The organism is Cohnella sp. LGH, from assembly GCF_017671885.1.
GTDB lineage: Bacteria > Bacillota > Bacilli > Paenibacillales > Paenibacillaceae > Cohnella > Cohnella phaseoli.
In genome coordinates, this window is the sequence record NZ_CP072117.1 from 5,024,090 (window position 1) to 5,048,396 (window position 24,307).

General features: G+C 55.2%; 22 protein-coding genes. 6 read left to right on the top strand and 16 right to left on the bottom strand.

Annotated features, from left to right (window positions below):
* Positions 1-168 precede the first annotated feature (168 nt).
* From J4772_RS21745 to J4772_RS21755, 3 genes are read right to left on the bottom strand one after another with little or no spacing between them, the layout of a single operon-like run.
* The gene (locus J4772_RS21745; protein ID WP_116064910.1) at positions 169-795 is read right to left on the bottom strand and encodes an MBL fold metallo-hydrolase; all 627 of its coding nucleotides are present in this window, start codon (positions 793-795) and stop codon (positions 169-171) included.
* Between the two features lie 13 nt (positions 796-808).
* Positions 809-1,375: a thioredoxin family protein gene (locus J4772_RS21750; RefSeq protein ID WP_209071363.1), complete on the bottom strand. Its 567-nt coding sequence runs from the start codon at positions 1,373-1,375 to the stop codon at positions 809-811.
* A gap of 38 nt (positions 1,376-1,413) precedes the next feature.
* Positions 1,414-2,022: an undecaprenyl phosphate transporter UptA gene (locus tag J4772_RS21755; protein ID WP_181918107.1), complete on the bottom strand. Its 609-nt coding sequence runs from the start codon at positions 2,020-2,022 to the stop codon at positions 1,414-1,416.
* Between the two features lie 197 nt (positions 2,023-2,219).
* On the opposite strand from J4772_RS21755, the gene J4772_RS21760 reads away from it, so the two are divergent.
* Positions 2,220-2,672 carry a cupredoxin domain-containing protein gene (locus J4772_RS21760; protein WP_209071364.1) on the top strand — a complete coding sequence of 151 codons (453 nt, stop codon included), beginning with the start codon at positions 2,220-2,222 and terminating at the stop codon, positions 2,670-2,672.
* A 77-nt stretch (positions 2,673-2,749) separates the two neighbouring features.
* Here the strand turns inward: J4772_RS21760 and J4772_RS21765 are convergent, their stop codons facing one another.
* From J4772_RS21765 to yyaC, 7 genes are all read right to left on the bottom strand, one after another.
* The gene (locus tag J4772_RS21765; protein ID WP_116064914.1) at positions 2,750-3,115 is read right to left on the bottom strand and encodes a hypothetical protein; all 366 of its coding nucleotides are present in this window, start codon (positions 3,113-3,115) and stop codon (positions 2,750-2,752) included.
* 125 nt (positions 3,116-3,240) lie between these two features.
* Positions 3,241-3,936 (bottom strand): PilZ domain-containing protein, encoded by a 696-nt coding sequence (locus tag J4772_RS21770; protein ID WP_209071365.1) that lies wholly within the window; start codon positions 3,934-3,936, stop codon positions 3,241-3,243.
* Positions 3,937-3,962: 26 nt separating this feature from the next.
* Positions 3,963-5,618, bottom strand: coding sequence for a histidine kinase N-terminal 7TM domain-containing diguanylate cyclase (locus tag J4772_RS21775; RefSeq protein WP_247740811.1), 1,656 nt, complete (start codon positions 5,616-5,618; stop codon positions 3,963-3,965).
* A 164-nt stretch (positions 5,619-5,782) separates the two neighbouring features.
* The gene (locus J4772_RS21780; protein ID WP_247740812.1) at positions 5,783-6,979 is read right to left on the bottom strand and encodes a class I SAM-dependent methyltransferase; all 1,197 of its coding nucleotides are present in this window, start codon (positions 6,977-6,979) and stop codon (positions 5,783-5,785) included.
* 13 nt (positions 6,980-6,992) lie between these two features.
* On the bottom strand, positions 6,993-7,649 hold the full coding sequence (locus J4772_RS21785) for a DUF6483 family protein (RefSeq protein ID WP_209071367.1): 657 nt from the start codon (positions 7,647-7,649) through the stop codon (positions 6,993-6,995).
* Between the two features lie 2 nt (positions 7,650-7,651).
* Positions 7,652-8,455, bottom strand: coding sequence for an alpha/beta fold hydrolase (locus J4772_RS21790; protein ID WP_209071368.1), 804 nt, complete (start codon positions 8,453-8,455; stop codon positions 7,652-7,654).
* Complete coding sequence (yyaC, locus tag J4772_RS21795; protein ID WP_209071369.1) at positions 8,448-9,014, bottom strand: spore protease YyaC; 567 nt, start codon at positions 9,012-9,014, stop codon at positions 8,448-8,450. The genes J4772_RS21790 and yyaC overlap by 8 nt, the downstream gene beginning before the upstream one ends.
* A 134-nt stretch (positions 9,015-9,148) precedes the next feature.
* Here yyaC and J4772_RS21800 point away from each other — a divergent pair, with 134 nt between their 5' ends.
* The 4 genes from J4772_RS21800 (at position 9,149) to J4772_RS21815 (ending at position 12,031) form a co-directional block, all read left to right on the top strand.
* The gene (locus tag J4772_RS21800; protein ID WP_116064919.1) at positions 9,149-9,370 is read left to right on the top strand and encodes a DUF1128 domain-containing protein; all 222 of its coding nucleotides are present in this window, start codon (positions 9,149-9,151) and stop codon (positions 9,368-9,370) included.
* 204 nt (positions 9,371-9,574) lie between these two features.
* On the top strand, positions 9,575-9,748 hold the full coding sequence (locus tag J4772_RS21805; RefSeq protein WP_209071370.1) for a hypothetical protein: 174 nt from the start codon (positions 9,575-9,577) through the stop codon (positions 9,746-9,748).
* Between the two features lie 32 nt (positions 9,749-9,780).
* Complete coding sequence (locus J4772_RS21810) at positions 9,781-10,692, top strand: LysR family transcriptional regulator (RefSeq protein ID WP_116064920.1); 912 nt, start codon at positions 9,781-9,783, stop codon at positions 10,690-10,692.
* A 679-nt stretch (positions 10,693-11,371) separates the two neighbouring features.
* Entirely contained in the window at positions 11,372-12,031 is a 660-nt protein-coding gene (locus J4772_RS21815; RefSeq protein ID WP_209071371.1) for a transposase, read from the top strand.
* A gap of 69 nt (positions 12,032-12,100) precedes the next feature.
* Here the strand turns inward: J4772_RS21815 and J4772_RS21820 are convergent, their stop codons facing one another.
* From J4772_RS21820 to J4772_RS21830, 3 genes are read right to left on the bottom strand one after another with little or no spacing between them, the layout of a single operon-like run.
* Complete coding sequence (locus J4772_RS21820; RefSeq protein WP_209071372.1) at positions 12,101-13,729, bottom strand: UDP-glucose--hexose-1-phosphate uridylyltransferase; 1,629 nt, start codon at positions 13,727-13,729, stop codon at positions 12,101-12,103.
* Between the two features lie 15 nt (positions 13,730-13,744).
* Positions 13,745-14,731 carry a UDP-glucose 4-epimerase GalE gene (galE, locus tag J4772_RS21825; protein ID WP_209071373.1) on the bottom strand — a complete coding sequence of 329 codons (987 nt, stop codon included), beginning with the start codon at positions 14,729-14,731 and terminating at the stop codon, positions 13,745-13,747.
* A gap of 3 nt (positions 14,732-14,734) precedes the next feature.
* Entirely contained in the window at positions 14,735-15,916 is a 1,182-nt protein-coding gene (locus J4772_RS21830; RefSeq protein ID WP_209071374.1) for a galactokinase, read from the bottom strand.
* A 169-nt stretch (positions 15,917-16,085) separates the two neighbouring features.
* On the opposite strand from J4772_RS21830, the gene J4772_RS21835 reads away from it, so the two are divergent.
* On the top strand, positions 16,086-16,955 hold the full coding sequence (locus tag J4772_RS21835; protein ID WP_209071375.1) for an AraC family transcriptional regulator: 870 nt from the start codon (positions 16,086-16,088) through the stop codon (positions 16,953-16,955).
* Between the two features lie 8 nt (positions 16,956-16,963).
* On the opposite strand, the gene J4772_RS21840 is transcribed toward J4772_RS21835, so the two are convergent.
* The 3 genes from J4772_RS21840 to J4772_RS21850 all read right to left on the bottom strand — a co-directional run bounded on the left by J4772_RS21840 (position 16,964) and on the right by J4772_RS21850 (position 24,293).
* On the bottom strand, positions 16,964-17,980 hold the full coding sequence (locus J4772_RS21840) for an asparaginase (RefSeq protein ID WP_209071376.1): 1,017 nt from the start codon (positions 17,978-17,980) through the stop codon (positions 16,964-16,966).
* Between the two features lie 90 nt (positions 17,981-18,070).
* Entirely contained in the window at positions 18,071-21,715 is a 3,645-nt protein-coding gene (locus tag J4772_RS21845) for a hypothetical protein (protein ID WP_209071377.1), read from the bottom strand.
* A complete protein-coding gene (locus J4772_RS21850) occupies positions 21,693-24,293 on the bottom strand; it encodes a GH116 family glycosyl-hydrolase (protein WP_209071378.1) in 2,601 nt (866 codons plus the stop codon). Before J4772_RS21850 ends, J4772_RS21845 begins: the two co-directional genes overlap by 23 nt.
* Positions 24,294-24,307: the final 14 nt, after the last annotated feature.

Here is a 24,307-nt window from a genome sequence, read left to right on the forward strand (position 1 = left end):
TCTCCTTTGGAAAATAAAAAAGAACGCACGGATAGAGAGTGATCTCCATCGCATGCGTTCTTCGCAGCGTACGTTCATATTCTATTTGATCTTTAACTAGGCTCAATATAACAAATTGCCAGCCCTCTTGTAAAGCCCTTTTATAACAATTTCTAGAAGCCTCGATATTCACCTTACATAAGGGTTCTCTCGACGCTCTTCCCCGATTGTCGTCTCCGGACCGTGTCCCGGCAGGACAAGCGTATCGTCCGGCAGCGTATACAGCTTCTCCCTGATCGAGCGGGATAGCTGCTCCTGGTTGCCGCCGGGCAGATCGGTCCGTCCGACGGAGCGGCGGAACAGCGCGTCTCCCGCGAACAGCAGATCGCCGACGAGGAAGCCGACGCTGCCCGGCGAATGGCCCGGCGTATGCCTCACCTCGAAGGTCGTTCCGATCAGTTCGAGCTTCTGTCCGTCGGCCAGCTCGTGCTCGGCCGGCTCCGTTGCGATCGGCGGAGTGACGTCGGCCCAGCGCGCCGAGCCGTTCTTGCCCGCATCGGTCAGCCAATCCCGCTCCGCGGGATGCAAGTAAACCGGACAGCCGTATTTTTTGCGCAGCTGGTCCACTCCGCCGATATGATCGAAATGAGCGTGCGTCAGCAAAATCGCCTCCACCTTCAGGCCGTCCAGCTTGCGCATCAGCGCTCCGTCCGCCGTGCCCGGGTCGATGATCAGCGCGCGGGTTCTATCTTCGTTAACGACTACATAGGCATTCGTCTGCAGCGCTCCAAGCGCGAATCTTTGAAAAGTCAGCATTGTACGGCGTTCCTCACACTCCGGACAGAATGTCGCGGATTTCCTCCAAAATGACTTTCTGATAGGCGTTGTCTTCCCCGTAACGGCGCCCGATTTCCTGTCTCGCCGCGTTAAGCTTCTCCTGATAATCCGGCGCTTCGCGATCGGTATTTTCCGTCTTAAACGCCGTCATCACTTCTTGCACGTATTTCGGACGGGCACCCCATTTGCCGAGCAGATGGCCGCCGGTATCGATGAACAGCACGACCGGAATCGCGCGTCCGCCCATCGTCAAATGCTGGTCCATCAAATCGAGATTTTCCTCCATGATCAGCACTTCCGTCGGAATGCCCGCCTTCTCCATCGCTTTGAATACGACAGGCACGTTGCGCACGACGTCGCCGCACCAGTCCGCCGCTATAATCATACAGCGCAGGTCGTCTCTGTTGTTCAGGGAATCGTAAAATTCCTCAAGCTCCGCCGTATGCCATTCAAACCGATTCAGCCAGGATTCGAACGTCTCCCGGTTTTTCGTCATCCCCTCCATAAACTGATTGGGCGATAATCCTTTATGTAACTTGCTGGCGATCAACTGACTCATTCGGCCCAGCTCCTCTCTTATTCGGTAATGCTTTTATTTTAGATGCTTTTGCCTCTCTTACGCAAATACTGAACGAGGAAAAAGACCACAAGCAGCGCAATTGCGATCAAAATGACCGGCTGCACGTACGGAGCCGCTTTCTCGTCGATCTTCTCCCAGTTTTCGCCGAGCGAGGATCCCAGCCATACGAACAGAATCGACCACGGGATGGAAGCCAGCACCGTCAACCAGGTGAACTTCCACAAATTCATGCGCGCCATCCCTGCCGGAATCGACACGACCTGACGCATAACCGGCACGAACCGGCCCGTGAATACGATCATCGGCCCGTATTTCTCGAACCATTTTTCCGCGAGATCGATATGCTTGGACTTCAGATGCAAATATTTGCCGAACTTGTCCACGAACGGCCTTCCTCCGAACCGGCCGATCGCATAGAGCAGCCATTGCTGCAAAATAGCGCCGATCGTTCCGCAGATGACGGCAACCGGAAACGAAATGATGTCCTGATAGACCAGATAACCTGCATACCCCAATACGATTTCACTCGGAATAACTTCAATGGCCAACCCGATAATAATGCCCCAATACCCCAAGCTTTCGACCCAAGCCAGCAACTGCGACAACCACTCGTGCAGCGTATCCATCATCGTTCACTACCTGCTTTCTTCCCCATTGATAGAAACACCCGACCTTGCCTGATAGCCGTCTTCATTCTAGCACAGGCTCACGGCTTCCTTCCAGTTATACGGCGCTTCCGCAAAAACGTTGCAGGCTTGTCATGAGCGGACGGGCCTTCGCATAGACTTCCATAGGTGGACAAAGTTGAAGAGGAGAGAGCGGCATGAATAAAATCGTTATCCTTAACCGCAAGAAAATTCAGTTGTACGCCGTTATCGCGGCAGTCGTCATTCTGGCGGGCGCCTATATCGGCTGGCAGCAAACGAAGCCGGCTATGGCTCCTGCGGGCGCCGAAGCGGCCACGCAGGTACTGCACATGACAACGGGGGAATTTACGGCTCAAGCGGACGGTAAAAAGCTGGAAACCTACCTGTTCTATCCCGGTACCGTCGTCGCTAAAAAAGGCGTCCCGGTCGAGCTGCGGATTTCCGGCATCAACGGTCAATCCCATCCGTTCGTGATCGAAGGCCTCGACATTAAAGGCAGCATCAGCAAAGGCAAAACGACCGTCGTCAGCTTTACCCCGAAGGAAGCCGGCATCTATTCCATCGTCTGCCAGACGCATGCAGATCCGCAGACCGGCGGACCGATGGTCGGCTATCTCGTTGTTCAATAATCTATCTTCCCTAAAAAAAGGTTGGGCGCCGAATTCGGCTTGCCCAACCTTTTCTCATGCTGCAATTCCGACACCGATCAACCTATGATCGCAAACGTCTGCACGCCTGCCGGAATCGTGCGGGTGCGGAACAATACCCCGTTGTCGCTATATACGCGCAGCGTATAGGCGACATTCGTCAGCGTGCGAATGCGGTTGAACCGCACTGCTCCGTACCGGTCGAAATCGTTCGTATCTACCAGCACGCTGCCGCGGTATATCCGAGCGAAAAAGCCCGTTGTGTCAAAGGGAACGCCGCTGCTTTGAACCCAAACCACCGTAAGCCGCGGAAACGTCTGACCGGTGTTTTTGCCGGACAGCTTTTGCTCGGGTACCTTTTTTGCGGATAGCACTTTGGAGCGCTTAGTATCCTTTAGCGGGGGCTGCGGATAGCGGATAGCCATTAGGATGATCCCCCTTTCTCGCCGTTTAGCTCCATTCTATGCAGGAGCGGCATTCGGCTGAACGGACATCCTCCCATCGGCTCGTCCATATTCGCAAAATTCCTCGAATATCCCGTATCCCTTCCTTATCGTTTCTTGCCCAGGCTCCGACGCACATCTGCGTTCTTCTGAACCTGCTGGCGCAAAATAAGCGCGCGCAGAGGACGCAGCATCTCCGGCTCGAGAACGTGCATTTTGGCGCCGCAGTGCATCCGGTCCTCCTGCCGTTCGCGTCGCACGATCTCCAGCTCGCATTCGAAGGTAATTCCGATCTCGATCGTCGCCCTCAGTCTCAACCTCGTCGCGAAATGCGGCGCGTCGGGTCCCGAGAAGCTGATCCCGGCTACGCTGATATCGTGAATGTTCAGACTTACAGCGTCCTTGATCTCCCGCTCCTCGCCGGAATCGCTCAGAACGCCGACAATCAACGCGCTGCCTTCGATCTCGACCCGAGGATGCTCTCGTCTTTCTTTAAATCTCTTTTGCAGCTCGGGAGGCTGCAGAAGCGCGATCGCTCCCTCGTATTTGGCGAAAACGATCGAGGGGATCGTTTGAATTCCCGCAGGCGAGTATACGGTAAGTTTGACCGTTTCTCCCAGCTCGAACTGTTCGAACTCGGGAAGCTCGACCTCGAACAATTCTCCTTCCACATGGGTCATAACGCCTGTCGTCACAAAATTTTTGCCTTCTACGACGGTCCGGCAGTGCAGCAGCACATTTAAGGGAAGCAAATCTCTCTCCAGATCGGATAATGCGGCCCTGTTCTCTCCTGTTTGCTTCATCTCCGCCCAACCACCTTCCTGCCAGCTTAACGCGCCATAACGACGCGATTGCGTCCCTCGGCTTTCGCTTTATATAAAGCGGAGTCCGCGCTCGCGAACACTTCCCGCAAATATTCCTTCGGGTCGTTGAATTGCAAGTTCTCGCTGGATTCGGACAGCACGCCCATGCTGATCGTTACGCTTACTTTGTCCGCGCCTGACTGCACCTCGTTCTCTCCGACGGCGAGCATGATCTTCTCCGCGAGCAGCTCCGCCTGCTCCCGGTTCGTATGCGGCAAGTATACCGTAAATTCCTCTCCTCCGTACCTGGCCAGAATGTCCGTTCTCCGCAGCAGGGAACGAACGGTTTCCGCCGTGCTTCGCAGCACCTCGTCACCGACAAGATGGCCGAACTTGTCGTTGATCTGCTTGAAGTGGTCGATGTCGAACAGGAAAATGGAGAACGGAATCTGGTATCTCATATTCAGCAGCACTTCATGCTCAAGCTGCTGCATCAAGTATCTGCGGTTAAAGCAGCCGGTCAATCCGTCCGTGACGGCCATCTGCTCCAGCTTCTGATTGGCGCGGAACAGCTCGTCCTGTATTGCGATCAATTCCAAATTACGCTCATGCAGCGCCTCGTTTTTGCGGTTCATCTCCACGACCAGCTTACGAAGCTCCGAAACGTCATGGAAAGTAATGATTTTTCCCAGCAACGTCTTCCGGCTGTCCAGCACGGGCGAGATTTGAATCGAAACATGTCTTCCCGAAGAATCCTGAAGCGAGAATTCCATCTGCAGCTTCTCATGAGGATGATAGTTATAGCGGTACAGAAATTCGTAGACCTCCCCTTGCACGTGCAGAGGAGCCAAAAACCTTTCCATTTCGAACATGTCGCCCTTCGTCACCTGCACAAGAGGGGCTGCAACGCGATTAACCTCCAGCACCTTGCCGTCCTCGTCTACGACGATGACACCGGTCGCCATATGCTCGAAAATATCCCGCTGCGCCATGCTCAAAATATCAAACATGCCGAAGCGATGTATCGCAATTACGAAACAGAGATCGGAGAGCAATATGCCGAGCGCGAGCAAACCCGGTACGACCGGCAACCACTCTGCCAACAAAACGTTGATAAATATATCCAACAGCCCGAGGCCCGTCAGCACAAACATGCCGATAAGAGCGGTCGCAAGCTGCTTGCGTTGATTAATGGACGTTACTGTCTTTAACGCATGAAACATGTTCAGTAGAGCAACGAAGAAGTAGGCGTATTGGATAAGCGTTAGCAGCCAGAACAGAGGACCGTACTGTCTAAGCGTGTAGCCTTCGGCTTCCGGAGCCAGAAACAGATGCTGCGGATTCCACATAGCGGCTAAAATACACAGCGCCGCGGGAGCGATGTACAACAAAATACGGCCGCTCTTCAGCGGGGCCGATCTGCCTGTGAGGAATAAAACGAAGATTAGCCATCCCGGGCCAAGCATTCCCATAGCTACGAAGGACAAATTGACGAAAAACAGCTGGACGCTCGGGAAGTCCGTCAGCTTGACTGCGAACTGTCCGAGCGGCCATAGCATCATAATAAAGTGAAAAGCCAAATACACTTTATGCGTCGTCGTAATTCTATTGACAGCGATTACGCTGACGAATAAAAGAAATAGGATTAAAAAAAGGATCAGATCAATCCATTGGATTCCCAAGGCATTCACCTTTTCATTTAAGGAGCTTGAAAAAAAAATACGACAGACATGTTTGATTTTAACATATCGCCGCTTTTTCCGACAACCAAATATCCACCTAAAGACTTTATTTTATCTATTTTTCGGTTGTTTTCAAGGACTTTATTACTTATTTTTATGAGTCTTTAGTCTCTCTCGGCAATTTCTCTTTCCATGAATGGAGTAGCGGATAAAAAGTCGCGGAAACGCTCGTATTCGGCGCGAAGACGCTCCATATCGGGTTTTCCACGGTCTTTAACAGCGCGAATCAGCAGGTTTTTCGGCGTATGCTCCAGGTCGATGAATTCGAGCAGTTGCGCGCGATAACCGGCGAGTTCGAGCAGATTGGCCCGAATCGCGTCCGTCGCGAGCGCTGCGAATCGTTCCTTCAAAATTCCGTGCTTCAGCAAAGGCTGTAGCACCGGCTGGGAAATCTGCCGAAACAGCTCGTGCTGGCAACAAGGAACGGATAGAATAACGCTGGCGCCCCACTCGATCCCCTTGAGCAGCGCCGCGTCCGTAGCGGTATCGCAAGCATGCAGCGTAACGACCATATCGACGGACTTGCGCTCCCGGAAAGCCGAAATATCCCCCACAGCGAACGTCAAATCCTGCCAGCCTAGCTCAGAAGCCAGCTTCGTGCAAGCTTCGATGACATCCTTCTTCAGGTCCAGCCCGAAGATCCGCACAGGCAGCTTCAGCTTGATGGCCAAATAATGGTAGAGAGCGAAGGTCAAATACGACTTTCCGCAACCGAAGTCCACGATATGCAGCGGCTTGTCCTTGGGCAGCTCCGGCGCGACATCGGCTACCATCTCGAGAAACCGGTTGATTTGCCGGAACTTGTCATACTTCGCTTTGAAGATTTTGCCTTCCGGCGTCATGACGCCCAAAGAAATCAGGAACGGGACCGGCTCGCCTTCGGGCAACACGTACCGCTTGTCCCGGTTGTGCGCTTGGGGAACCGCCTTCGCGCTCCCGCCCGCTTGATCCGGAGCTTTCGCTCTGACGACGAGCGTCAGCTCCCCTTTCTTGTTCGCCAGAGCCTGAACGTCGGCTTCCGTCGTTTGGATCAGCGCCTGTTTGTAGCTGTTCATCTCCGCCGCCAGTTTATCTGTAAGCTCGTTTGCGTCCACGTTTTCATGGAATGCCTTGTTGTCTGCAAACCGTTCGAACTGATAGCACAGCCCGCTTTTAAGCTTGACAGGCCTGACCGTCGCCTTGCGCGCAATCGTCCCGTCCTTGCGCCTTGGGGAGCTGAATACGGCCTGCAGCAGCTTTCCTTCGTCCGAGACGTCCTTTAACAGCGCAAGCCATTCCTTATGACCGACTTTCCCGTTCACCGTCATTTCTCCTTCATTTCTCCTTCATTAACGCCGACCATTGCCGTCGTCCTTCTTCCAGTTCTTCCCTCGTCAATTCTCCGGCTTCAAGAGCGTCATCATCGCAAGCGGCCATTCGCTCGTAGAACTCGTCGCCTTCCGCCTTCGTCACGGCTTGTTTGTCTGCAAGCTCGTAAAGCGTATTTTCCGCATCCGCCAGCCTGCCCTCGGCTTCATGCCATTGCCATATCGCTCTCATCGTTTCCGTATCCGGCTCGTAAGGCTCCAATGCCTTTTGCAGCTCCAGCACCCTGGCGCGGACATCCCAGCCTTCCACTTCCATGCCGTGGCGCAGCATATACAGGCTTAACCGGAGCGCCTTCGCATATCTTGGTACGCTTTCGCCGGTTTCTCCCAGATCGTGCAGCAAATCCGCTTCCTGCTGCAGCAACGCCGCGACGACGGCGACCGATTCCGCGTTCGGGCTTCCCGTTACCGAGAGCATCGACAGCAGGTCTTCGTCGCTCAGTCCCATCGCCAGCCGCGAGCGCAGGCGCAGCTCTCGCCCGAGAAACTCATCGATCAGATCGAGAGCCTCCTTCTGCTTCTGCTGCTGTCTCAATCCCATTGCTTTTCCCAACACAAGACCCGCCTGCGTCAGCAAACGAATCAAATAATCCCTTTCAAACACGGTCAGCCCTCCCGATTTTGATCCAGGAACCGCCCGATGCACGCAGCCGTCGCCTGCGGATCCTCCATCATGCCCATGTGTCCGACGCCTTTCAACGTAACGGCCGTTACATTGTCGCCGGATACCGGAAATCTTTTGTCCGGAGGAATAACCTCGTCCACTTCTCCCGCAAGCAGCAACACCGGCAGCTTCAGACGCTCAAGAACGGACACGCGATCGGGTCTGGCCCTCATCCCGAGCGCGCAGCCTGCGGCTCCTTCCGCCGACGTCTCATAGCCGATTTCCTTCGCCTTCCCAACCCATTCCGGCCTGCTATCCCGATGCTGAGGGGCAAACAGTTTCGGTACGAGGCCGTCGACGAACGGCGCCACTCCTTGCGAACGGATCGTTTCGACTGCCTTGAGCCGGTTTTCCTTCGCTTGTTCTCCATCCGGAAAAGCGGTCGAATGCACCAAGCCAAGCGCGTTCAAGCGCTCCGGGTACTTCTCGGCAAACGCCAACGCCGCATAGCCGCCCAGCGAATGTCCGAACAAGCTAATCTTCGGCACATTCAGCTCGTCCATCAAAGCTGCGACGTCGTCGGCCAAGTTCTCCATCCCATAGCGGTCTTCCGCACCGGCGGCCGCGGAGCTCCCATGTCCTCTCAAGTCGGGAGCGATTACTCGTCCGTATTCAGCGAGATAAGGAAGCGATTCCTCCCAGTAAAGGCGACTTCCGCAGAAGCCGTGAAGCAGGACGATCGGCTCTCCTACGCCCGCTTCCTCGTAAGCAACGACGATTCCCGTAGAAAGCTGTTTTCTATTCATAAGCGCCCATCCTTTCAGCGTTCGATTTAAAATACTGCGAAGCCTGTCTTGCCACTGCGCTTGCAATCGCATCGGCGATTTCTCCAGCCATTCGCATCACGCGGTACAGCGACGTGGATTGTAACGTCCAGTAAGGCTTCAGACTGTTCTCGTTCACGACACCGGCAATGCTATACGTCCCAATAGCGCCAAAACCCCCGTTCACCGAACGGGCCGGAACGAGCGGTCCGCGACTTGCTAGAAACAAACCCACGCTTTCCGCGCGCCCCAGACAGGCGTCGATTGCGACAATGATCGCATCGTCCGGAAGCGTCTGGGCAAGTCGCGGCAGCGTATTCGCATCGCACGGGATTCTTAGCGTTCCCATGACTCCGGCAACGCCGCGTTCCTCTAACAGCGAGCCGACCAAAGGACCGAGACTGTCCCCCGTCGACCGATCCGTTCCGATGCACAAGTAGATGATTTCTTTTCCCGCATGATCGGAGACGATTCGGCTTACGAACGCCTGCAATCCGGCGGCATCGACGCGGTCAGCCTTATCCGGCTTGCAGTCGATCATGTGACCCTCTCCCATCCTCCGACATCCTTCTCTCAGGTTACCACTCCGGCAAGCGGAATTCCACCTCTGCACGTACCGTCCGTTCCTATGGTACAATATCAGCATCCCACTTACGCCAGAGAGGAAGAAACCGAATGGATTTGAACCAACCGACGCAAGAAAATGTAGAATATATGATCGAAGCGATTAAAACAAAGCTGCGCATGGCCACTGGCTCCGCAATGCAGGCTTCCGGCTTCAACGTCGACAAATACGAAGACTTGAAAGACATCTACGACATGATTAATTCCAAAGAACGCTTCAGCATCAGCGAAGTCGAAGCGCTCGTATCCGAATTGGGTAAGCTTCGGGGATAGAATTCCAAGCATTCATACATCACAACAGGCGCGGACATCATCAGGTCCGTGCTTTTTGTGTTTCGCGATATCTGCATTTCTAGAAAATCGTCATGATGGCGTTTCCATCGAAAAAAACGATCGTTGCTATGAAAAAATCTCACTAACTCGTTCTCCCTAAGCGCTGATATGATGATTATCAACAAAATTTGGGAGGCGATAAAGATGTTGCTTCACGAATACACGGCATATAAAATATTGGAAAGCGATCGGCAACTGCTGGAACGGGATTTGGAGTATCATGCCAAAGCATTTGAGAACGATCCCCTTCCCCCCTCCAAGAAAGCGTGGCTGCATTTACTAACGCTTCTGGTTGCAGGACAATATTATTCGAAATAACAACACCGGTTTGCGAAGGAGCGTTGATATGCGTGGATTTAAATTATATGAAATCTTTTATGGAAGTCGCACGCTGTCAAAGCTTCACCAAAGCGGCGGAAAACCTCGGCTACGTACAGTCCAGCATAACCGCGCAAATTCAGAAGCTGGAGCATGAATACGGCGTCATTCTGTTTGAAAGGTACGGCCGATCAATGCGGCTCACTTCAGCCGGCGAACAGTTGCGGGAAACATTTGCGCACATTTTGCAGCTGTACGACGACTCGAAACGGACAATTGCCAGACAAGCGAAGGGGATTCTCGAGATCGGCACGATTGAGTCTTTGATGGCATTCCTGCTTCCCCCTCTTTTCCATCGTTTTCTGCAAAGCTACCCTGGGATCAACCTGCAGGTGAACGAGCTTAAAGAACCGTCAATTCTACAAGCCGTTCGTACCGGCCAGTTGGATATCGGCATACTAATGGATCTGCCGATCAACGACGAGGATATGGAATCAGTCATTGTCCGGCAAGAGCCCCTTGTCCTCGTCGCCCATCCCGAACATCCTTTGAACGCCCTAAAGCATGTCAGCGTCTCGGATCTGAACGGACAATACCTGATCGTAACCGAGCAGGGCTGCACTTACCGAGCGGCTTTGGAACGTTTGCTGGGCCAACACGGGATCAACTATCAAATCCTTCACGAATTCGGCAACCTTGAAGCAATTAAACAGTGCGTGAGCTACGGTCTCGGGATCGCGCTCGTCCCCCGGATCACCGTCACCCGCGAACTGTCCGAGCGCAAGCTGGTCACTCTCCCCTTTGCACACGCGGATATCACTTTTTACACGCAAATCGTTCACCACAAGAAAAAATGGCTCAGTCCCGCCATCCGCCATCTGATCGACCTGCTTGAAGGAAAGTGCGACGAAGCCCTTCCTTCCGTTGATACCCACATTTCCTAGACCGCATTCCGGGCGAGTCGGCTAGTTGGTGCGCCAAACGCATCCGCTCTCCGACATCCCGACTCTCTCGGACCGCCCCTTCTGTCCCTGTCCCCTCTCTGTCTCTGTCCCTGGCCTCCTATCGCTAATTCCCCCGTTTTTCTGCAATCTCATCTCTGACTCAGTTTTTTTCCATATAATCCCTGACGAACTTCGACTTATCTCATTTTCTCCCTCCCTGAGTCATCTGCAGAACCCTCCGGTCGCCTGTCGCATATTGAATCGTTGAATGTTTCCTCCTAACACTATCTTTCAATTTTTCTTAATCCGAAACTCAATCCTCTATTAATTTCTATCAATCTTGATCACCTCTATCCCTCTATCCCTCTATCCCTCTATCCCTCTGCCCTCTGCCCTCTGCCCTCTGCCCTCTGCCCTCTGCCCTCTGCCTCTGCCCTCTGCCCTCTGCCCTCTATCCCCCTATCTCCCTCATTACCCCCTCATTCACACCTCTTATCAGCCTTCTATCTGCCATTTGCTCAGGTAAGCCAAAACTGAGATAAGAATATCTCCAGGGTATGGAAAAATAATGAAAAATCCTTAATAAAAAAACTCTTTAAATAAGAACATATGTTTGGTAAAATAGAAACAGGAACGAGTGTTCGATGAAAAATAGATTACGGCATTAGGAGGGGGCTACATGGCGTCCATTCGCAAGTTTATGTCTCTTTTTCCGGATGAGCAGTCCTGTCGCGATTACTTGTTTACGATCCGTTGGCCGCGTGGTTTTATTTGTACCAAGTGCGGAGATATGCGGTACTGCTTGATTAAAACGCGGAATGTGTATGAATGCGCCAACTGCAAGACGCAAACCTCCATTACGTCCAACACATTGATGCACCGGACGAAATTGCCACTGCGATACTGGATGGTGGCTCTTTATTGGGTCGCTTCAGGCCATCGCTGCTCGGCGCGCAAGCTGGCTCAGACTCTTTGCATCCAGCAGCGTACGGCCGAAAGATTGCTTCGCAAAATCCGGCTTGCCATGCATAAGTCGGAGATAACCCCCATGCTGGACTTCTGGAACCGCGAGAAACGCTCGGCCCAACAGCCTATCGTACGACGAGCCATGCTGATGATGTACAGGAAGGCTCGCTCCTTCATTCGAAAGTATTACGGCAAGCGCGTATTCAACTGGAATCGGCTTTATTACTATTATGAGTTTCGCTTCCGGAACAACAATTCGCATCATTTCATCGAGGCCCTCTCAAGGCTGATTCTTGCCTCCTGCACGACAATTTACACCTTAAATGAATATGGGATGCTTCGTGAGCGAAAGAATACAGCAGCCGCATCATAAAAAACGGCCGAACAGAGATCTCTCTCTATCCAGCCGTTACATATATAAAGCTTTGTTTTGCCGTGCCGGTTATGCCGTCACGAACTTTTCCAGGAATCGTTCGAAGGCGGTACGGCCATCCTCGTCCGTCTTATACACGCCTGCGTCGCGAAGCACTGCATAGAACTTGTCGCCAACTTCTGCCTGCAGAAGAAGCTTCACGGCTTCTTCCGAGCCGTCCGTTCCGTACAGGTCGACCAATTCCGCGATCCATGCAGCATGCTTGTTTAGAGGGTGGCTAGCGACACCAAGCCCCGCTTGGTCGTAAGACGTCTTGCCCGTCATAATGTCAGAAATCAAGCCGAGCTCATCTTGCAGACGACCTGGGAGCACCGCCAGACCCATCACTTCGATCAGACCGATATTTTCTTTTTTGATATGATGAAGCTCCTTGTGCGGGTGGAAAATACCGTCGGGATGTTCTTCGCTTGTACGATTGTTGCGGAGCACGAGATCGAGCTCATATGCGCCGTTGTCCTTAAAGCGGGCGATCGGAGTGATCGTATTATGCTCGACGCGCGCGCCGTCCTTGTCGCTGAAGGCGAAAATGTCCGCAGCCGGATCGCTATAACCGCGCCACTCGGCAAGGATCGCCGAAGCGGCGTCCAGCAGCGCTTGGCGATTGCTCGATTGCAAGCGCAGAACGGACATGGGCCATTGTACGATTCCGAGAGAAACATCCGGATACTGGCCGTGCGAACTCCATTCCGTCACAGGCGCCGTCTCCATCGGAAAAACGTGTCGCCCTGCTTGGAAATGATCGTGATTCAAAATCGAGCCGCCCACGATCGGCAAGTCGGCATTAGAGCCGATAAAATAGTGCGGGAACTGCTCGACGAAATCCAACAAGCGGGCGAAGGTCGCCGCCGAAATTTTCATCGGAACGTGCTCGCCACGGAATACGATGCTGTGCTCGTTATAGTACACGTAAGGCGAGTATTGGAAAAACCAATCTTCTCCCAACAGCGTCACGGGAAGAACGCGCAAATTTTGCCGTGCCGGATGGTCCGGACGTCCCGCGTATCCGACGTTCTCTTTGCAGAGCAGGCATTTCGGATAATGGGATTGCGGCAATGATTTGAGCAGCGCGATCTCTCGTGGGTCCTTCTCCGGCTTGGAGAGGTTGACCGTAATTTCGAGTTCGCCGTCCGGGGTGCGATGCTTCCAATAGCCGTTTTTCTTGATCCGATCCATGCGAATGTAGTTAGAGTCGATGTTGAGCTTGTAGAACCAGTCGGTCGCCCCGGCTATGCCGACCTCTGCCGTCCGCTCGCGAAAGCGTCGATTCGTCTCCGAAGGCCGCGGCATCAAAAGCCCCATGATCCGGGCGTCGAATAAATCCTTATATGTGAGCGTATCGTCGGGCACGAGACCGAGAACCGCGGCTGCATCAAGCAAAGGCTCCAGCAGAGGTACCGGGCTGTCGGGCAGTTCTTCCGCAAGCGGTCGGGCACCTGCACCTGCACCTGCACCTGCACCTGCACCTGCACCTGCCGCCGGCTCCTTCACGCTGAACAAATCCAGCAGTCTGTTGCGAGCGTCGTCGGCGTCAAGCGAGTCGATCAGCTCTTGATGAAGCGCGAACGCAATCAGCCGCTCGATGGCCTCCGCCAAATTCTGCCCGGAGAATGCTTCAGGGGTCGATGTAGATTCATTCATGTGATAAGCCTCCCCTTACTTCTTGTAGCCGTTCGGATTTGCGCGGTGCCATTCCCATGCGCTCTTGACGATAGCTTCCAGCTTGTCGCGCTTCGGCGCCCAGCCCAGTTCCTTGCGCGCCCGCTCCGACGAGGCGATCAGCACCGCAGGGTCACCTGCTCTACGCGCTTCGATTTTCGCCGGAATCGGATGACCGGTCACTTCGCGCGAAACGTCGATTACCTGCTTAACCGAGTAGCCGTTGCCGCTGCCCAAGTTGTAGATCGCGCTGTCTCCGCCCTGACGAAGCCGTTCCAGCGCCAAAATATGGGCGTCGGCCAGATCGCTAACATGAATATAGTCGCGAATGCAGGTGCCGTCTTCCGTTGCATAGTCGTCGCCGAACACGGAGATGAACTCCCGCTGCCCCAGCGCGACTTGAAGCACGAGCGGTACCAGATGCGATTCCGGACTGTGGTCTTCGCCGATTTTGCCCGACTCGTGCGCGCCCGCCGCATTGAAATAGCGCAAGGATACGAACTTGATGCCGTGGGCGACGTCGAACCAACGGATCATCTTCTCCATTGACAGCTTCGTTTCGCCATAAGCGTTCGTCGGCACGGTCCGGTCATACTCGTCGATCGGCACGCGTTCAGGTTCTCCGTACGTGGCTGCAGTCGAAGAGAACACGATGCGCGAGACGCCGGCCTTCTGCATTTGCTCAAGCAGGCACAGCGTACCGTACACGTTGTTGTGATAATACTTGCCCGGGTCCTTCATGCTCTCGCCGACAAGGGAGTTCGCCGCGAAATGGATGACGCCGTCGATATCGTTTTCTTCAAATACCTTAGCAAGGAAATCTCCGTCGCGCAGGTCACCCTCATAAAACTTGCCGCCTAATACCGCGTCCCGGTGACCTTGATACAAATTGTCGACGATGACAACCTGCTCCCCTTTTTCCAGCAATGCCGCAACTGCATGCGAGCCGATGTAGCCCGCTCCGCCTGTAACCAATACCGCCATCGTTTACGCCTCCCCCTTCAACTCTCCGACTCCATCGCCGATATCGCATACGTAAAATGCCGGTTTAAGCCCTGTCGTGGACTCATATTTGTCGCCTACCTCGGCTATAAAGCGCTCGACCGAATCCTGATGCACGAGCGATACCGTACATCCGCCGAAGCCGGCTCCCGTCATGCGCGAGCCAAGCACGCCCGGCACTTCGCGCGCCGCGGCTACCATTGCGTCAAGCTCGTCTCCCGTCACCTCGTACAGGTCGCGCAGCGAATCGTGCGAGGCGTTCATCAGTTGGCCAAAGGCTGCCAAATCGTCCTTATTCAACACTTCGATGGAACGACCGACGCGATCGATCTCCTCAACAACGTGACGAGCGCGGCGGCGAACCGTCTCGTCCGCGATCAGATGTGCGTTATCCTCAAATTGCTGCAGCGTCAGTTGGCCGAGCAGCGTCAGCTCCGGGAAAGCTGCGCGGAGCTCGTTAACCGCCTGCTCGCATTGCGCGCGGCGTTCATTGTATTTGGAATCTACAAGCCCGCGACGTTTGTTCGTATTGCCGATGACCAGCTTGTAATCGCCGGAGCGGAAAGGCACCAGCTCATATTTAAGCGTATCGCAGTCAAGATGAATGGCATGGTCCTTGCGTCCGTTGGCTACCGCGAATTGATCCATGATTCCGCATTTGACGCCGATAAATTCGTTCTCCGCATGCTGCGACCAAAGTGCGATCTGTACTGTATCCGTCGGCTTGCCTTCCAAAGTCAGCAAAGCGTACGCCGTTACAACCTCGATGGAAGCGGAGGAGGATAGTCCAGATCCGTTCGGAATCTCGCCATGATACAGAAAGTTATATCCGCGGCTCAACTCGATCCCCCGCTGCTTCAGCTCCCATACGACGCCCTTCGGATAATTCGCCCAGTCGTCTTCTGCATTAAACGCGATCCCATCCAGCGGAATCTCTTTCTCCGCCGGGAAGTTCGTTGACGCGAAACCGAGCTTGCGATCTTCACGCGGAGCGATCAACAACGTCGTGCCGAATGTCAGTGCAGCCGGAAATACCGCACCTCCGTTGTAGTCCGTGTGCTCGCCGATCAGGTTGACCCGCCCGGGCGCCTGAAATGCGGATATGACCGCCGCGTCTCCTCCGAATTGCTCTACAAAACGCTGTTTCAACTCCGTTAGCTGTACCATCAGGAATCCATCTCTCCTCCGAATAGTTCTTCGTTTGATCCTATTATAGCGATAATCGGAGAGAATTCGAAATGGCGTGAAGTGCTTTTGATATGGAGAAATGTGACTTTTGTAAAATCGATTGCGAAGCTATCGTGGTATAATTAAAGATAACGAAGGAGGAGTTACGATGACCAAGCAAGCAACCTATCGCGTTGCATCCAATTCTTCCGGTTTTCGTAAGGGCGAGTTGAACGTGCTGTTCGCCGGAGAAAGCCAGACGAATTCTTTGCATCGCATCGGGCCGAAAGTCGTCGATTATTATTTGCTCCATCATGTGTTATCGGGGCGAGGGCTTTTTCGTATGGGAGATATCGAGCTGAACCTTGGGGAGGGCGACAGCTTTCTAATTTATCCGGGCACGTTGTTCCATTACGTGTCCGATGAAAATAATCCGTGGAAATATAGGTGGGTCGCCTTCTCCGGCTCGGCAGCGGCGGCTCTTGTTAAGGAGGCCGGGTTCGAACCGGAGCGGCCATATACGCATACGGGTGGAGATAGTGCACCGGGAGAAAGATGCCGAGCGATCTTCGAAGCGTTCAGGGGGCGAAGCGGCTCCGCGGCGCTAGCGGCGTCGGGCCATTTTCATCTGCTGCTGGCGAGCCTCCGCGAAGCTTCGGAGGATTCCGCGCCGGCCGCGCCTCGTCCTGGCACGCATAGCGAGGAATTGGCACGCCAAGTGATCGGCTATTTGTCCACGCAGTACGCGGAGCCGATCACCATCGAAGGCATGGCCGAGACGCTAGGCTACAATCGAGCCTACTTATCCCGGATATTCAAGCAGCATGCAGGAATGTCTCCTGCGACCTTCCTAACGAAGCTGCGCGTCGATCATGGAAGAAGACTGCTGCGCGAGCGGCCCGAGCTTACCGTGGAACAGATCGCCTCGTCGGTAGGCTTTCAGGATGCGCTTTATTTCTCCAAACAGTTTCGCAGATGGTATGCGCAGTCGCCGACGGAGTATCGGACCGCCGTCGACGACTCGCTGAAGACGAAATAAACGATTCGCTATAATTGAAATGCAGCTTTCCAGCTCCCTGCGATTTCCTTCGCATCGTTGAGAAATTCGTCTGAAAACATCCTGTCCAGCTTATCCATCGTCTCGCTCGAGGCGCCTCCGATCTGCTTGAGGATCGCTTTGACGATGTACGGCCACGCGACTTCCGTGCCGTCTGTTACCGCGAGCGACACGCCGATGCGCTCTCGCCGCAACCCAAACGTAAAAACGCCGTGCGCTCCGCTCTTGGCGACAATATTCGAGTCTTCGAGCAGCAGGCTCGCCAGACGGCCCGGCCCCTCCACGAGCTCTGGATAGGCATTCATCGCCGCTGCCATCCGGCCCGCCGCTTCGCCTGCCGCACGATCCGGGGCATGCTCCGGAGTCGCCAGACGGCCGTAAGCCAAGGCAAGCGAGCGCAAGGGCATCGCTGCGACCGGAAAGCCGCAGCCGTCCTTGCCGACCGTCACCTGTTCTTCGTCCGCTTCCGCCCATTGCCGGATGCGACGAACGATTTCCTGCTGCGCGGGATGGTCCGGGCGAATGTAGCCATCAAGCGGCCAGCCTTTCAGCTTGCTCCACGCCAATACGCCCAGATGCTTGCCTGCGCAGGTATGCAGCAGCTTGCGCGGTTTGCCACCAGCGGCGACATATTCGTCTCTCTGTCGACGGCCGACCGGAAGCGTAGGCTGAATGGCGAGCGATTCCTCGTCCAATCCCGTCCGTTGCAGAATATCCTCCAGAACCTCCAGCTGCGCCCGGCTCCCTCGATGCGACGCAGCCAGCAGCGCCAAATGGCGCTGCTCCAAGCCGTACGCTTCGGCAGTTCCGTCGAGCAGCGAAGCAATTGCCTGAATCGGCTTGGCTGTCGAACGCACATAAGAGAGCGCATCCGCATCTCCGCATGCATGAAGCAGCCGGCCGTTCTCTGCGGACACGACGGCGATCCGCCCCCTATGCACATTTTCCGTTCGTCCGCCTCGGTTCATATATAGGAGAGGAACATCCTCAATCCGATCTCCGCACATTTGGCTCGCTTCCTTTCCAGGTTTCCAATTCCCATAGCATAGGGAATCAATATAGCATAGGGAACCCAAATAGGAAATATGCATTCCGACTCAAAGAACGGAAGTCAGCTTGACGACCTTGACCTCCTCGGGCTGAAGCGAAATGCTGAACTGTCCGTTCGTTACGCCGACCGTCGTGTTTCCTATTAACTCCTCGGCGTCGATCTGCGTTCCCAGACCCATGCCGACAAGATCAAGCGTTACATTGGCTTGGACCGCAGCGCTTTCTTGATTCATTAAAGTCAGATAGACCGTCTCTCCTTCGCCATAGCGCTCGATCGCGACCGACTGACTATCGGAGGTAGCGAACGTGACCGGCCTCCATCCTGCTTCGGCTACTTCCTTGACGAGAGGCACATACTTGATAAACAAAGAACGGTCACGGTCGTAGAAAGCGGAATTTTTCCAGTAATTCGTTGCGTTGTCGGCCGTAGCGCTAAAGGCGCTCGGGAAAATTCCGTAGAACAGCAGTTTCTGCATATAACGTTCCATATAAGCGTTGCCGAATTTGGTGAAATCCGTGTTTTGCAGCATAAGGTACGGCTTGGCTCCCGACAAGGTCCGGTATTTGCTAAGCGTCTCGTCCGAATCGGGGTTGAACGAATCGTTAGGACCTAGCCAATTGCGTTCGTTCCCCATCGCGTCCAGCCAAGGCATGTACATGGAATACGAATGCGGCGTTCCGTTGGCCATCAAATATCGTCCGTCTCCATGCAATTCGTCCGCGATTCTGGTCGTCGCCTCCCAGCTTGAGAACGCACGGTGAACGGCCGGCTGCTTCGTCACCTTCGAAAAAACAAGCGGAGCGATCGCGTAGGCAAAATGGTTGCGGTCGTAATTGATCGTGTACGGCCACCCGTCCAACGTATCGAGATATTCGCCGTCCGGCTTCGGTCCCGACGTATTGTACCTCGCGTCCATCTTATCCGCGCCGAAATAGAGCTTGTAGCCGTTCGTCTCGCCCGGCAAATCGGGATTGGCGTTGATCATCCATAACGCGCCCACGTTCCATGGCGTATCGAGCCATTGCAAGTAGGGATTGCCTATCGGATTGAGCATGCCCGCCGCTTGCGCCATTTTCGCTTTCTCCTCGCCGAGAGCTGCAGAAGCATCCCGCGAGCTTGTCGCCGTAGCCGCCGTCTTGGGCAATAACGGATCGATGCTTTGCCACCAGGAGCTCAGCTCCTGATAGTGAAAAACAAGAATGTCGTTCGCGTTGGCGTACGCCGTGTCGACCGGATCGTCGTCGCCCTCCTTAAACCGGAAGCCGAAATCTTCGTTGTCCGGGATGTCCGATATGGAAGCGAACGGCATCCATATGCCTTGCTCCGGAATGCGCACCTCGTAAAATTCCGGGAACAGCTCCATGTATTTGTCCACCGATCCTCTGAACCCCTGATTCCCGTCGAAGCCGTAAATGGCGAAGCCGAAATCGGCCGACGAAGGAAAATTCGCCGTATCCGGGGATAAACCCAGTTCGAAAGTAATCAGCAGCTGCTTCGTGCTCCCGTTGTAATCCAGCCGATAATGGGTCGGGCGGTTATAGTCCACGGCCAGCGACAGGCCGTTCCCCGTAACCGGATCGTAGATAGCGGACATCGGGTAGATGGAGAGCGGCCCGGTTTCGAAATCCGGCACTTGGCTGTTCGTATAGACGTTGCCCGTCTGTCCGGTCGCGATCTCCCGCTCTCCGCGCACGTAATCGCCCCATTTCCAGCCGTCCGCATCGACCGGCAGCGCATAGGTCAGCGTCACCGCCCTGTCGGAGGAGCGCAGATCGGTTAGCCGACCCTCAACCTTAATTCCGCCGGGAACGGTCTCGAAATCCGCCTGAACCTCCAAATCCAGATCGTCGGCAAGTCCTTTGTAACGGCTAGACGTCGAGCCGGTAATCCGGTCGAAGCCGTATACGTCGGAGTCCCCGGCATAATCCCGAACGAGAAATCCGGAAGGTACGCCAGGCGCGGCCAGCTCCGTACTCCCCAGCTTAAGCGAAGCGATTCCGCGATCCCCTAAAGATAGCTGGAGTCCGTTCTGCGTCTGAAGAGTCGTGAACGTGGCTCCTGCCGACCAAGGAAGAGGAGTCACAACCGCATCTTCGAAATAAGCCGACCCGTCGTTCACTTCCCGTACGGAAAAATCGTCAAACCACACTTCCCCTGTATGCCCATCCCGGAAAATGCCGTATACGGAAATCGTCTGCACGGGCTTTTGCGGCAAATAATACAGCTCGCGGTACTGCCAATCGTGCGTCCCCGTGCTGAAGGGCGCGGTTTGGGCGAATTGGCTCGTGCCGTCGGCGAAAAAGACGTCCATATACAAGGAATATCCCCGATCTACGTCCCCGCTTGCGTTCAAAGACTTGCTCCAGCCGCTGACCGCAATCAGCTTGGGCGAAGCCTGATTCAGATGAATCGTCTGATAGATGCCCGAGGCGTCCGTCTCTGACGAATGCGCCATTTTCACGCCCCGAGTACCGTTCCTGCCGCCGCTGCCCTCGATCGTATATCCGTTGCCGAACGAGCCCCAGCCCGAGATCGTAGATCCCGCAACGTCCGTCAGGGAACCGTTCGCCAATTTCTCCGATCCGCTTGTCCCAAGCTCTCGCCTGAGCATGGCTATCCCCTCGCCCGAGCTGTCCGGAAGCTCCTCCAGCGAGACATTGTCGAACCAGACCGTGCCATGGCGGTCGTTAAACAGCGCATATACCGTGATCGATTGGACCGGCTTGATCGGCAAAATGTACAACTGCTTGTTCTGCCAATCGTGCGTGCCCGTATCGAATGGGACGTGAAGGCCCCAATCATGGGTATTGTCGGTATAGGTCAGGTCTGCGTACAACGAGTAGGACGCCCCCGAGGCCCCGCTGACCGCTTCCGCCTTGCTCCATCCCCGCAGCAGCAGCGGACGCGTAACGGTTCGGTTCAACACCGTCGTCTGATAGACGCCGTATTGTCCGCTTCCCGATGCATTGACCGCTTTGACAGCCTGACTTCCGCCCCTGCCTTCCCCGGACGCGACGCTATATCCATTCTGCCAGGCTCCCCAACCGACGAACTCCGACGCAGCGACCGTCTCGAACCCGTTGTTGCCGAGCAAACCTGAGGGGAATTCCTCCACCGTAAAATCGTCAAACCAGACTTTGCCCGCCTTATCGCGCAAAAGTCCGTAGATCGTCAAGCTTTTGACCGGCTTCTCGGGATCGATAACCATTTCGGCGTATTCCCAGCTATGGGTTCCCGCTTGAAAAGCTTGGGCTTCCCCGTACAAATGGGTATTATCCGAGTAAGTCAGGTCGACCCATAGCGAATAATCCGTCGAAGCCGTCCCTTCAACTCCGTCGGCTTTGCTCCAGCCGCCGATTTTCAGAGGCTTCGTGTCGGTGCGGTTCAGCTCGACGTATTGATAGATACCGCATTCGCCGCTGCCCGTCAGCTCGCAAGCAACCGAGCGGGAACCGGTCCGGCTCGTTGCCGTATCGACGGCATACCCGCCGCCCCACGAGAACCAGGACGCTGCCGCTCCCCCGCCGCCCGTCTCAAAACCCGGATTGACCAGCTCGTTGACGGTCTCATGCGGATAAGCAGGTTCCGAATAGTACGCTTTGGTTTCCTGAGACGAGAAAGAATAAACCGATAAAATCATGAAGGCAGCAAGCGCAAGCTTCAGCAACCTATTTCCGTTGGTTATGTTCATACGTATCCCCTTCCGAGAATGTAAGTTCCAGTCCGTCTCCCTCCGTTAATGCAATGCCGCTGCCAAGCTGCGCGGTTCCATCCGCGACCGGGCAGCTCCAGCTCTCCCCATGCCCGCTTACCCACACCACCCCTGTCCCCGTCAATAGCCGACTGCGCAGCTGCTTCAGCTCGATCTTGCCGTACAGTACGTCGATCGCGATGAAGCCGGTCCGGCATTCGACCGTTCCCCAGGCGGTCGCGAGCGACCAGAAGCAGCGGAACGGTTCCGCCCCCTCCCCCGCGCCGGCTGCCGGAGAGAAGCCGATCCTACCAACCGTCATGTCATATTCGAATCCGCTCATCGCCAGCAAGATCGCGTAGGAGGACATCGCCCGCGCGTAATGGCTGCCGCACTCGAATTCGTTCCAAGGATTGCGGCGTTCGCCGTCGAACCGTTCGCGAACCGCCCGGACGACGGACAACCCCTCCTTGACCAGCCCTTCGAAAATCATGTGGCTCGCCGCCTGATACTCGAAGCCGGTCATGCACTCGTCCGCGTAAGGCACCGGAACCGTAGGCGTTCCCCCCTTCGGCCAAGTACAGATCAGCAAGCCCTTTTCGTCGTTAAGGGCATAGACCCGATTCGGGTTGGCGTGGTCGCGCATTGAGATAAAGTTGTAGCGGTAGATCGATTTCAGCGAGCGGCGGACTTTATCCGGATCGAACACGTCGCCGAGTCCGGCCAACCGCGCCTGCCATTGGCCGACCGCTTGATCGATATGGCAGCCTTCCCCGATCTGGTATTTGATTTGCCCGAGTTCTTCGTTCACGGGATATCTCTTATCCGTCAGATCGAGCAATTGATAGAAATACTCTCCATTAAAGGCGTGCCGGTCGATCCAGTCCCGCCCGCGCTCGTACAGCTCCAGGAAACCTTCCGCTTCCTCGTCTCCTAGCGCTTGCCCCATCCGCGCGGCGGCAAGCAAAGCCGCGTGATAGTAGCCGCTCAAATAGGCATTGGGCCCGTACATCTCTACGTCGAGCGTATGGTGCTGCGCACCTTCCATCACGCCGTCCCGGTCGAGATCCCAGCCGTCCTCGTTAGAGGGCTGCCAGGCGTAGGCAAGAGCCTTCTTCACCGCAGGCCACAACGAAGCGAGCCATTCGGTATCACCCGATATTTTCCATTCCCGATACGTACGGACGATTCCGCCCATCTGACCGTCAACCGCCGCATGGTAGTCCGACTTCTCCCTGCCGAGAGGCAGCATCAACCGGAAAGCCATCTTGCCATCGTCGAACTGGTTGTACCGATAGTCCGCCGCGCGCATCGAACGGGCCAGCTCGGGAAAGAGAAAGGACGTAACCGTCTCGTAGTTCCATACGTGCGTGCAGGAGCCTTCACAGGAGCCCTCGTCCGTATGGCAGCCTTCGAACCCGTATAACGTCCCGTCCGTCAACCTGAGCACGGTCGGCGATTTCAGCGTCGACAGATTCGCCGACACCGCTTCGATCGCAGCTTCGGGAAGCGTCGACTCGAACAGAGCTTTTCGAAAGCGCTGCGTATCCCCGTATAACCGCTCATAATGCTCGAACAGGTAGACAGCCGCGTCAACCGAATCGTGCAGCCACTCCGCATAATAATTCCGCCATTTCGCTTCCCCAGCTTCGCCCGGCGCCGGCGGGTTCCAGTAATTTTCCGCCCATGGAAAATACCAGGAAATGACGAAGCGGAACGTCGCGGATTGCCCCGGCTCGAGCCGGGCATGGCCGCAAACGCTGCAAGTATCGTAGTTTTTCTCCACGACGCGATACGGATCAAGGTCGCGGGGTTCGTCGTACATCCGCTCGGCGAACCGACCGGGGCGCACGAAATCCTTCCAGAATACCGTCACGTTGTCGAACCATTCTCCGCGATACCAGTACGTTTGCCTGCTCCAATCGGGCGCGTCCGTCGCCAGCGACAGCTCGCCGAATTCCGGGGAATCGCCGGGGATCGAGGCCGTGGACAACCGTACTCCCTTCACGTCGCCGCGTTCGAACGACTTGTTGATGGAGCCTTTGGCGAACGGGTTGGACAGGCAGCCCGTCAGCGCAACGTCGAGGGCGGCATCCGAAACGTTCGTAACCTCATAGGACAAAATGGCTGCCGGAAGCGACGAGTCCCGTTCGTTCAACGGAATGTACGGATTAAACGCAGTCAGCCTCACCTGCAGCGGATCGCCGTCATCGGCAAACGACAGCCCGGCGATCGGGAACTCCCCGCGAAACTCGTTGCTTCGGTAGTGCGGAAATCCGGTCATATGTCCTCTGCGCGGCCCGAAGCCGTAGCCTTCGAATCTTCCGCTGCCTTCTCCCGAGTACGGAGGCGCTTTGTCGCCTTGAAGTACTTTGGCCATCACCGTTTCTCCGTCCCGCTCGGCCTTGACCGCGAAAAAGGAAAATCCGTTCAGGCTGATCTTGGCCGGACGATTGCGGATTTCCCAATCGATCAGCCGGCCGTTACCGGCCAAACCGATGCTTCCGGTTCCGATTCCACCCAGAGGGAACGAAATTTCCGCTGTGTTTTTTCCCGTGTACACAAATCCTTGCTTCATGATCTGCTCCTTCC

What these genes read in the sequence shown, in the direction of transcription:
- J4772_RS21745 (WP_116064910.1), bottom strand. Translation starts at nt 795, where the DNA reads ATGCTGACTTTTCAAAGATTCGCGCTTGGAGCGCTGCAGACGAATGCC.
- J4772_RS21750 (WP_209071363.1), bottom strand. Translation starts at nt 1,375, where the DNA reads ATGAGTCAGTTGATCGCCAGCAAGTTACATAAAGGATTATCGCCCAAT.
- J4772_RS21755 (WP_181918107.1), bottom strand. Translation starts at nt 2,022, where the DNA reads ATGGATACGCTGCACGAGTGGTTGTCGCAGTTGCTGGCTTGGGTCGAA.
- J4772_RS21760 (WP_209071364.1), top strand. Translation starts at nt 2,220, where the DNA reads ATGAATAAAATCGTTATCCTTAACCGCAAGAAAATTCAGTTGTACGCC.
- J4772_RS21765 (WP_116064914.1), bottom strand. Translation starts at nt 3,115, where the DNA reads ATGGCTATCCGCTATCCGCAGCCCCCGCTAAAGGATACTAAGCGCTCC.
- J4772_RS21770 (WP_209071365.1), bottom strand. Translation starts at nt 3,936, where the DNA reads ATGAAGCAAACAGGAGAGAACAGGGCCGCATTATCCGATCTGGAGAGA.
- J4772_RS21790 (WP_209071368.1), bottom strand. Translation starts at nt 8,455, where the DNA reads ATGAATAGAAAACAGCTTTCTACGGGAATCGTCGTTGCTTACGAGGAA.
- yyaC (WP_209071369.1), bottom strand. Translation starts at nt 9,014, where the DNA reads ATGATCGACTGCAAGCCGGATAAGGCTGACCGCGTCGATGCCGCCGGA.
- J4772_RS21800 (WP_116064919.1), top strand. Translation starts at nt 9,149, where the DNA reads ATGGATTTGAACCAACCGACGCAAGAAAATGTAGAATATATGATCGAA.
- J4772_RS21805 (WP_209071370.1), top strand. Translation starts at nt 9,575, where the DNA reads ATGTTGCTTCACGAATACACGGCATATAAAATATTGGAAAGCGATCGG.
- J4772_RS21815 (WP_209071371.1), top strand. Translation starts at nt 11,372, where the DNA reads ATGGCGTCCATTCGCAAGTTTATGTCTCTTTTTCCGGATGAGCAGTCC.
- J4772_RS21820 (WP_209071372.1), bottom strand. Translation starts at nt 13,729, where the DNA reads ATGAATGAATCTACATCGACCCCTGAAGCATTCTCCGGGCAGAATTTG.
- galE (WP_209071373.1), bottom strand. Translation starts at nt 14,731, where the DNA reads ATGGCGGTATTGGTTACAGGCGGAGCGGGCTACATCGGCTCGCATGCA.
- J4772_RS21830 (WP_209071374.1), bottom strand. Translation starts at nt 15,916, where the DNA reads ATGGTACAGCTAACGGAGTTGAAACAGCGTTTTGTAGAGCAATTCGGA.
- J4772_RS21835 (WP_209071375.1), top strand. Translation starts at nt 16,086, where the DNA reads ATGACCAAGCAAGCAACCTATCGCGTTGCATCCAATTCTTCCGGTTTT.
- J4772_RS21840 (WP_209071376.1), bottom strand. Translation starts at nt 17,980, where the DNA reads ATGTGCGGAGATCGGATTGAGGATGTTCCTCTCCTATATATGAACCGA.
- J4772_RS21845 (WP_209071377.1), bottom strand. Translation starts at nt 21,715, where the DNA reads ATGAACATAACCAACGGAAATAGGTTGCTGAAGCTTGCGCTTGCTGCC.
- J4772_RS21850 (WP_209071378.1), bottom strand. Translation starts at nt 24,293, where the DNA reads ATGAAGCAAGGATTTGTGTACACGGGAAAAAACACAGCGGAAATTTCG.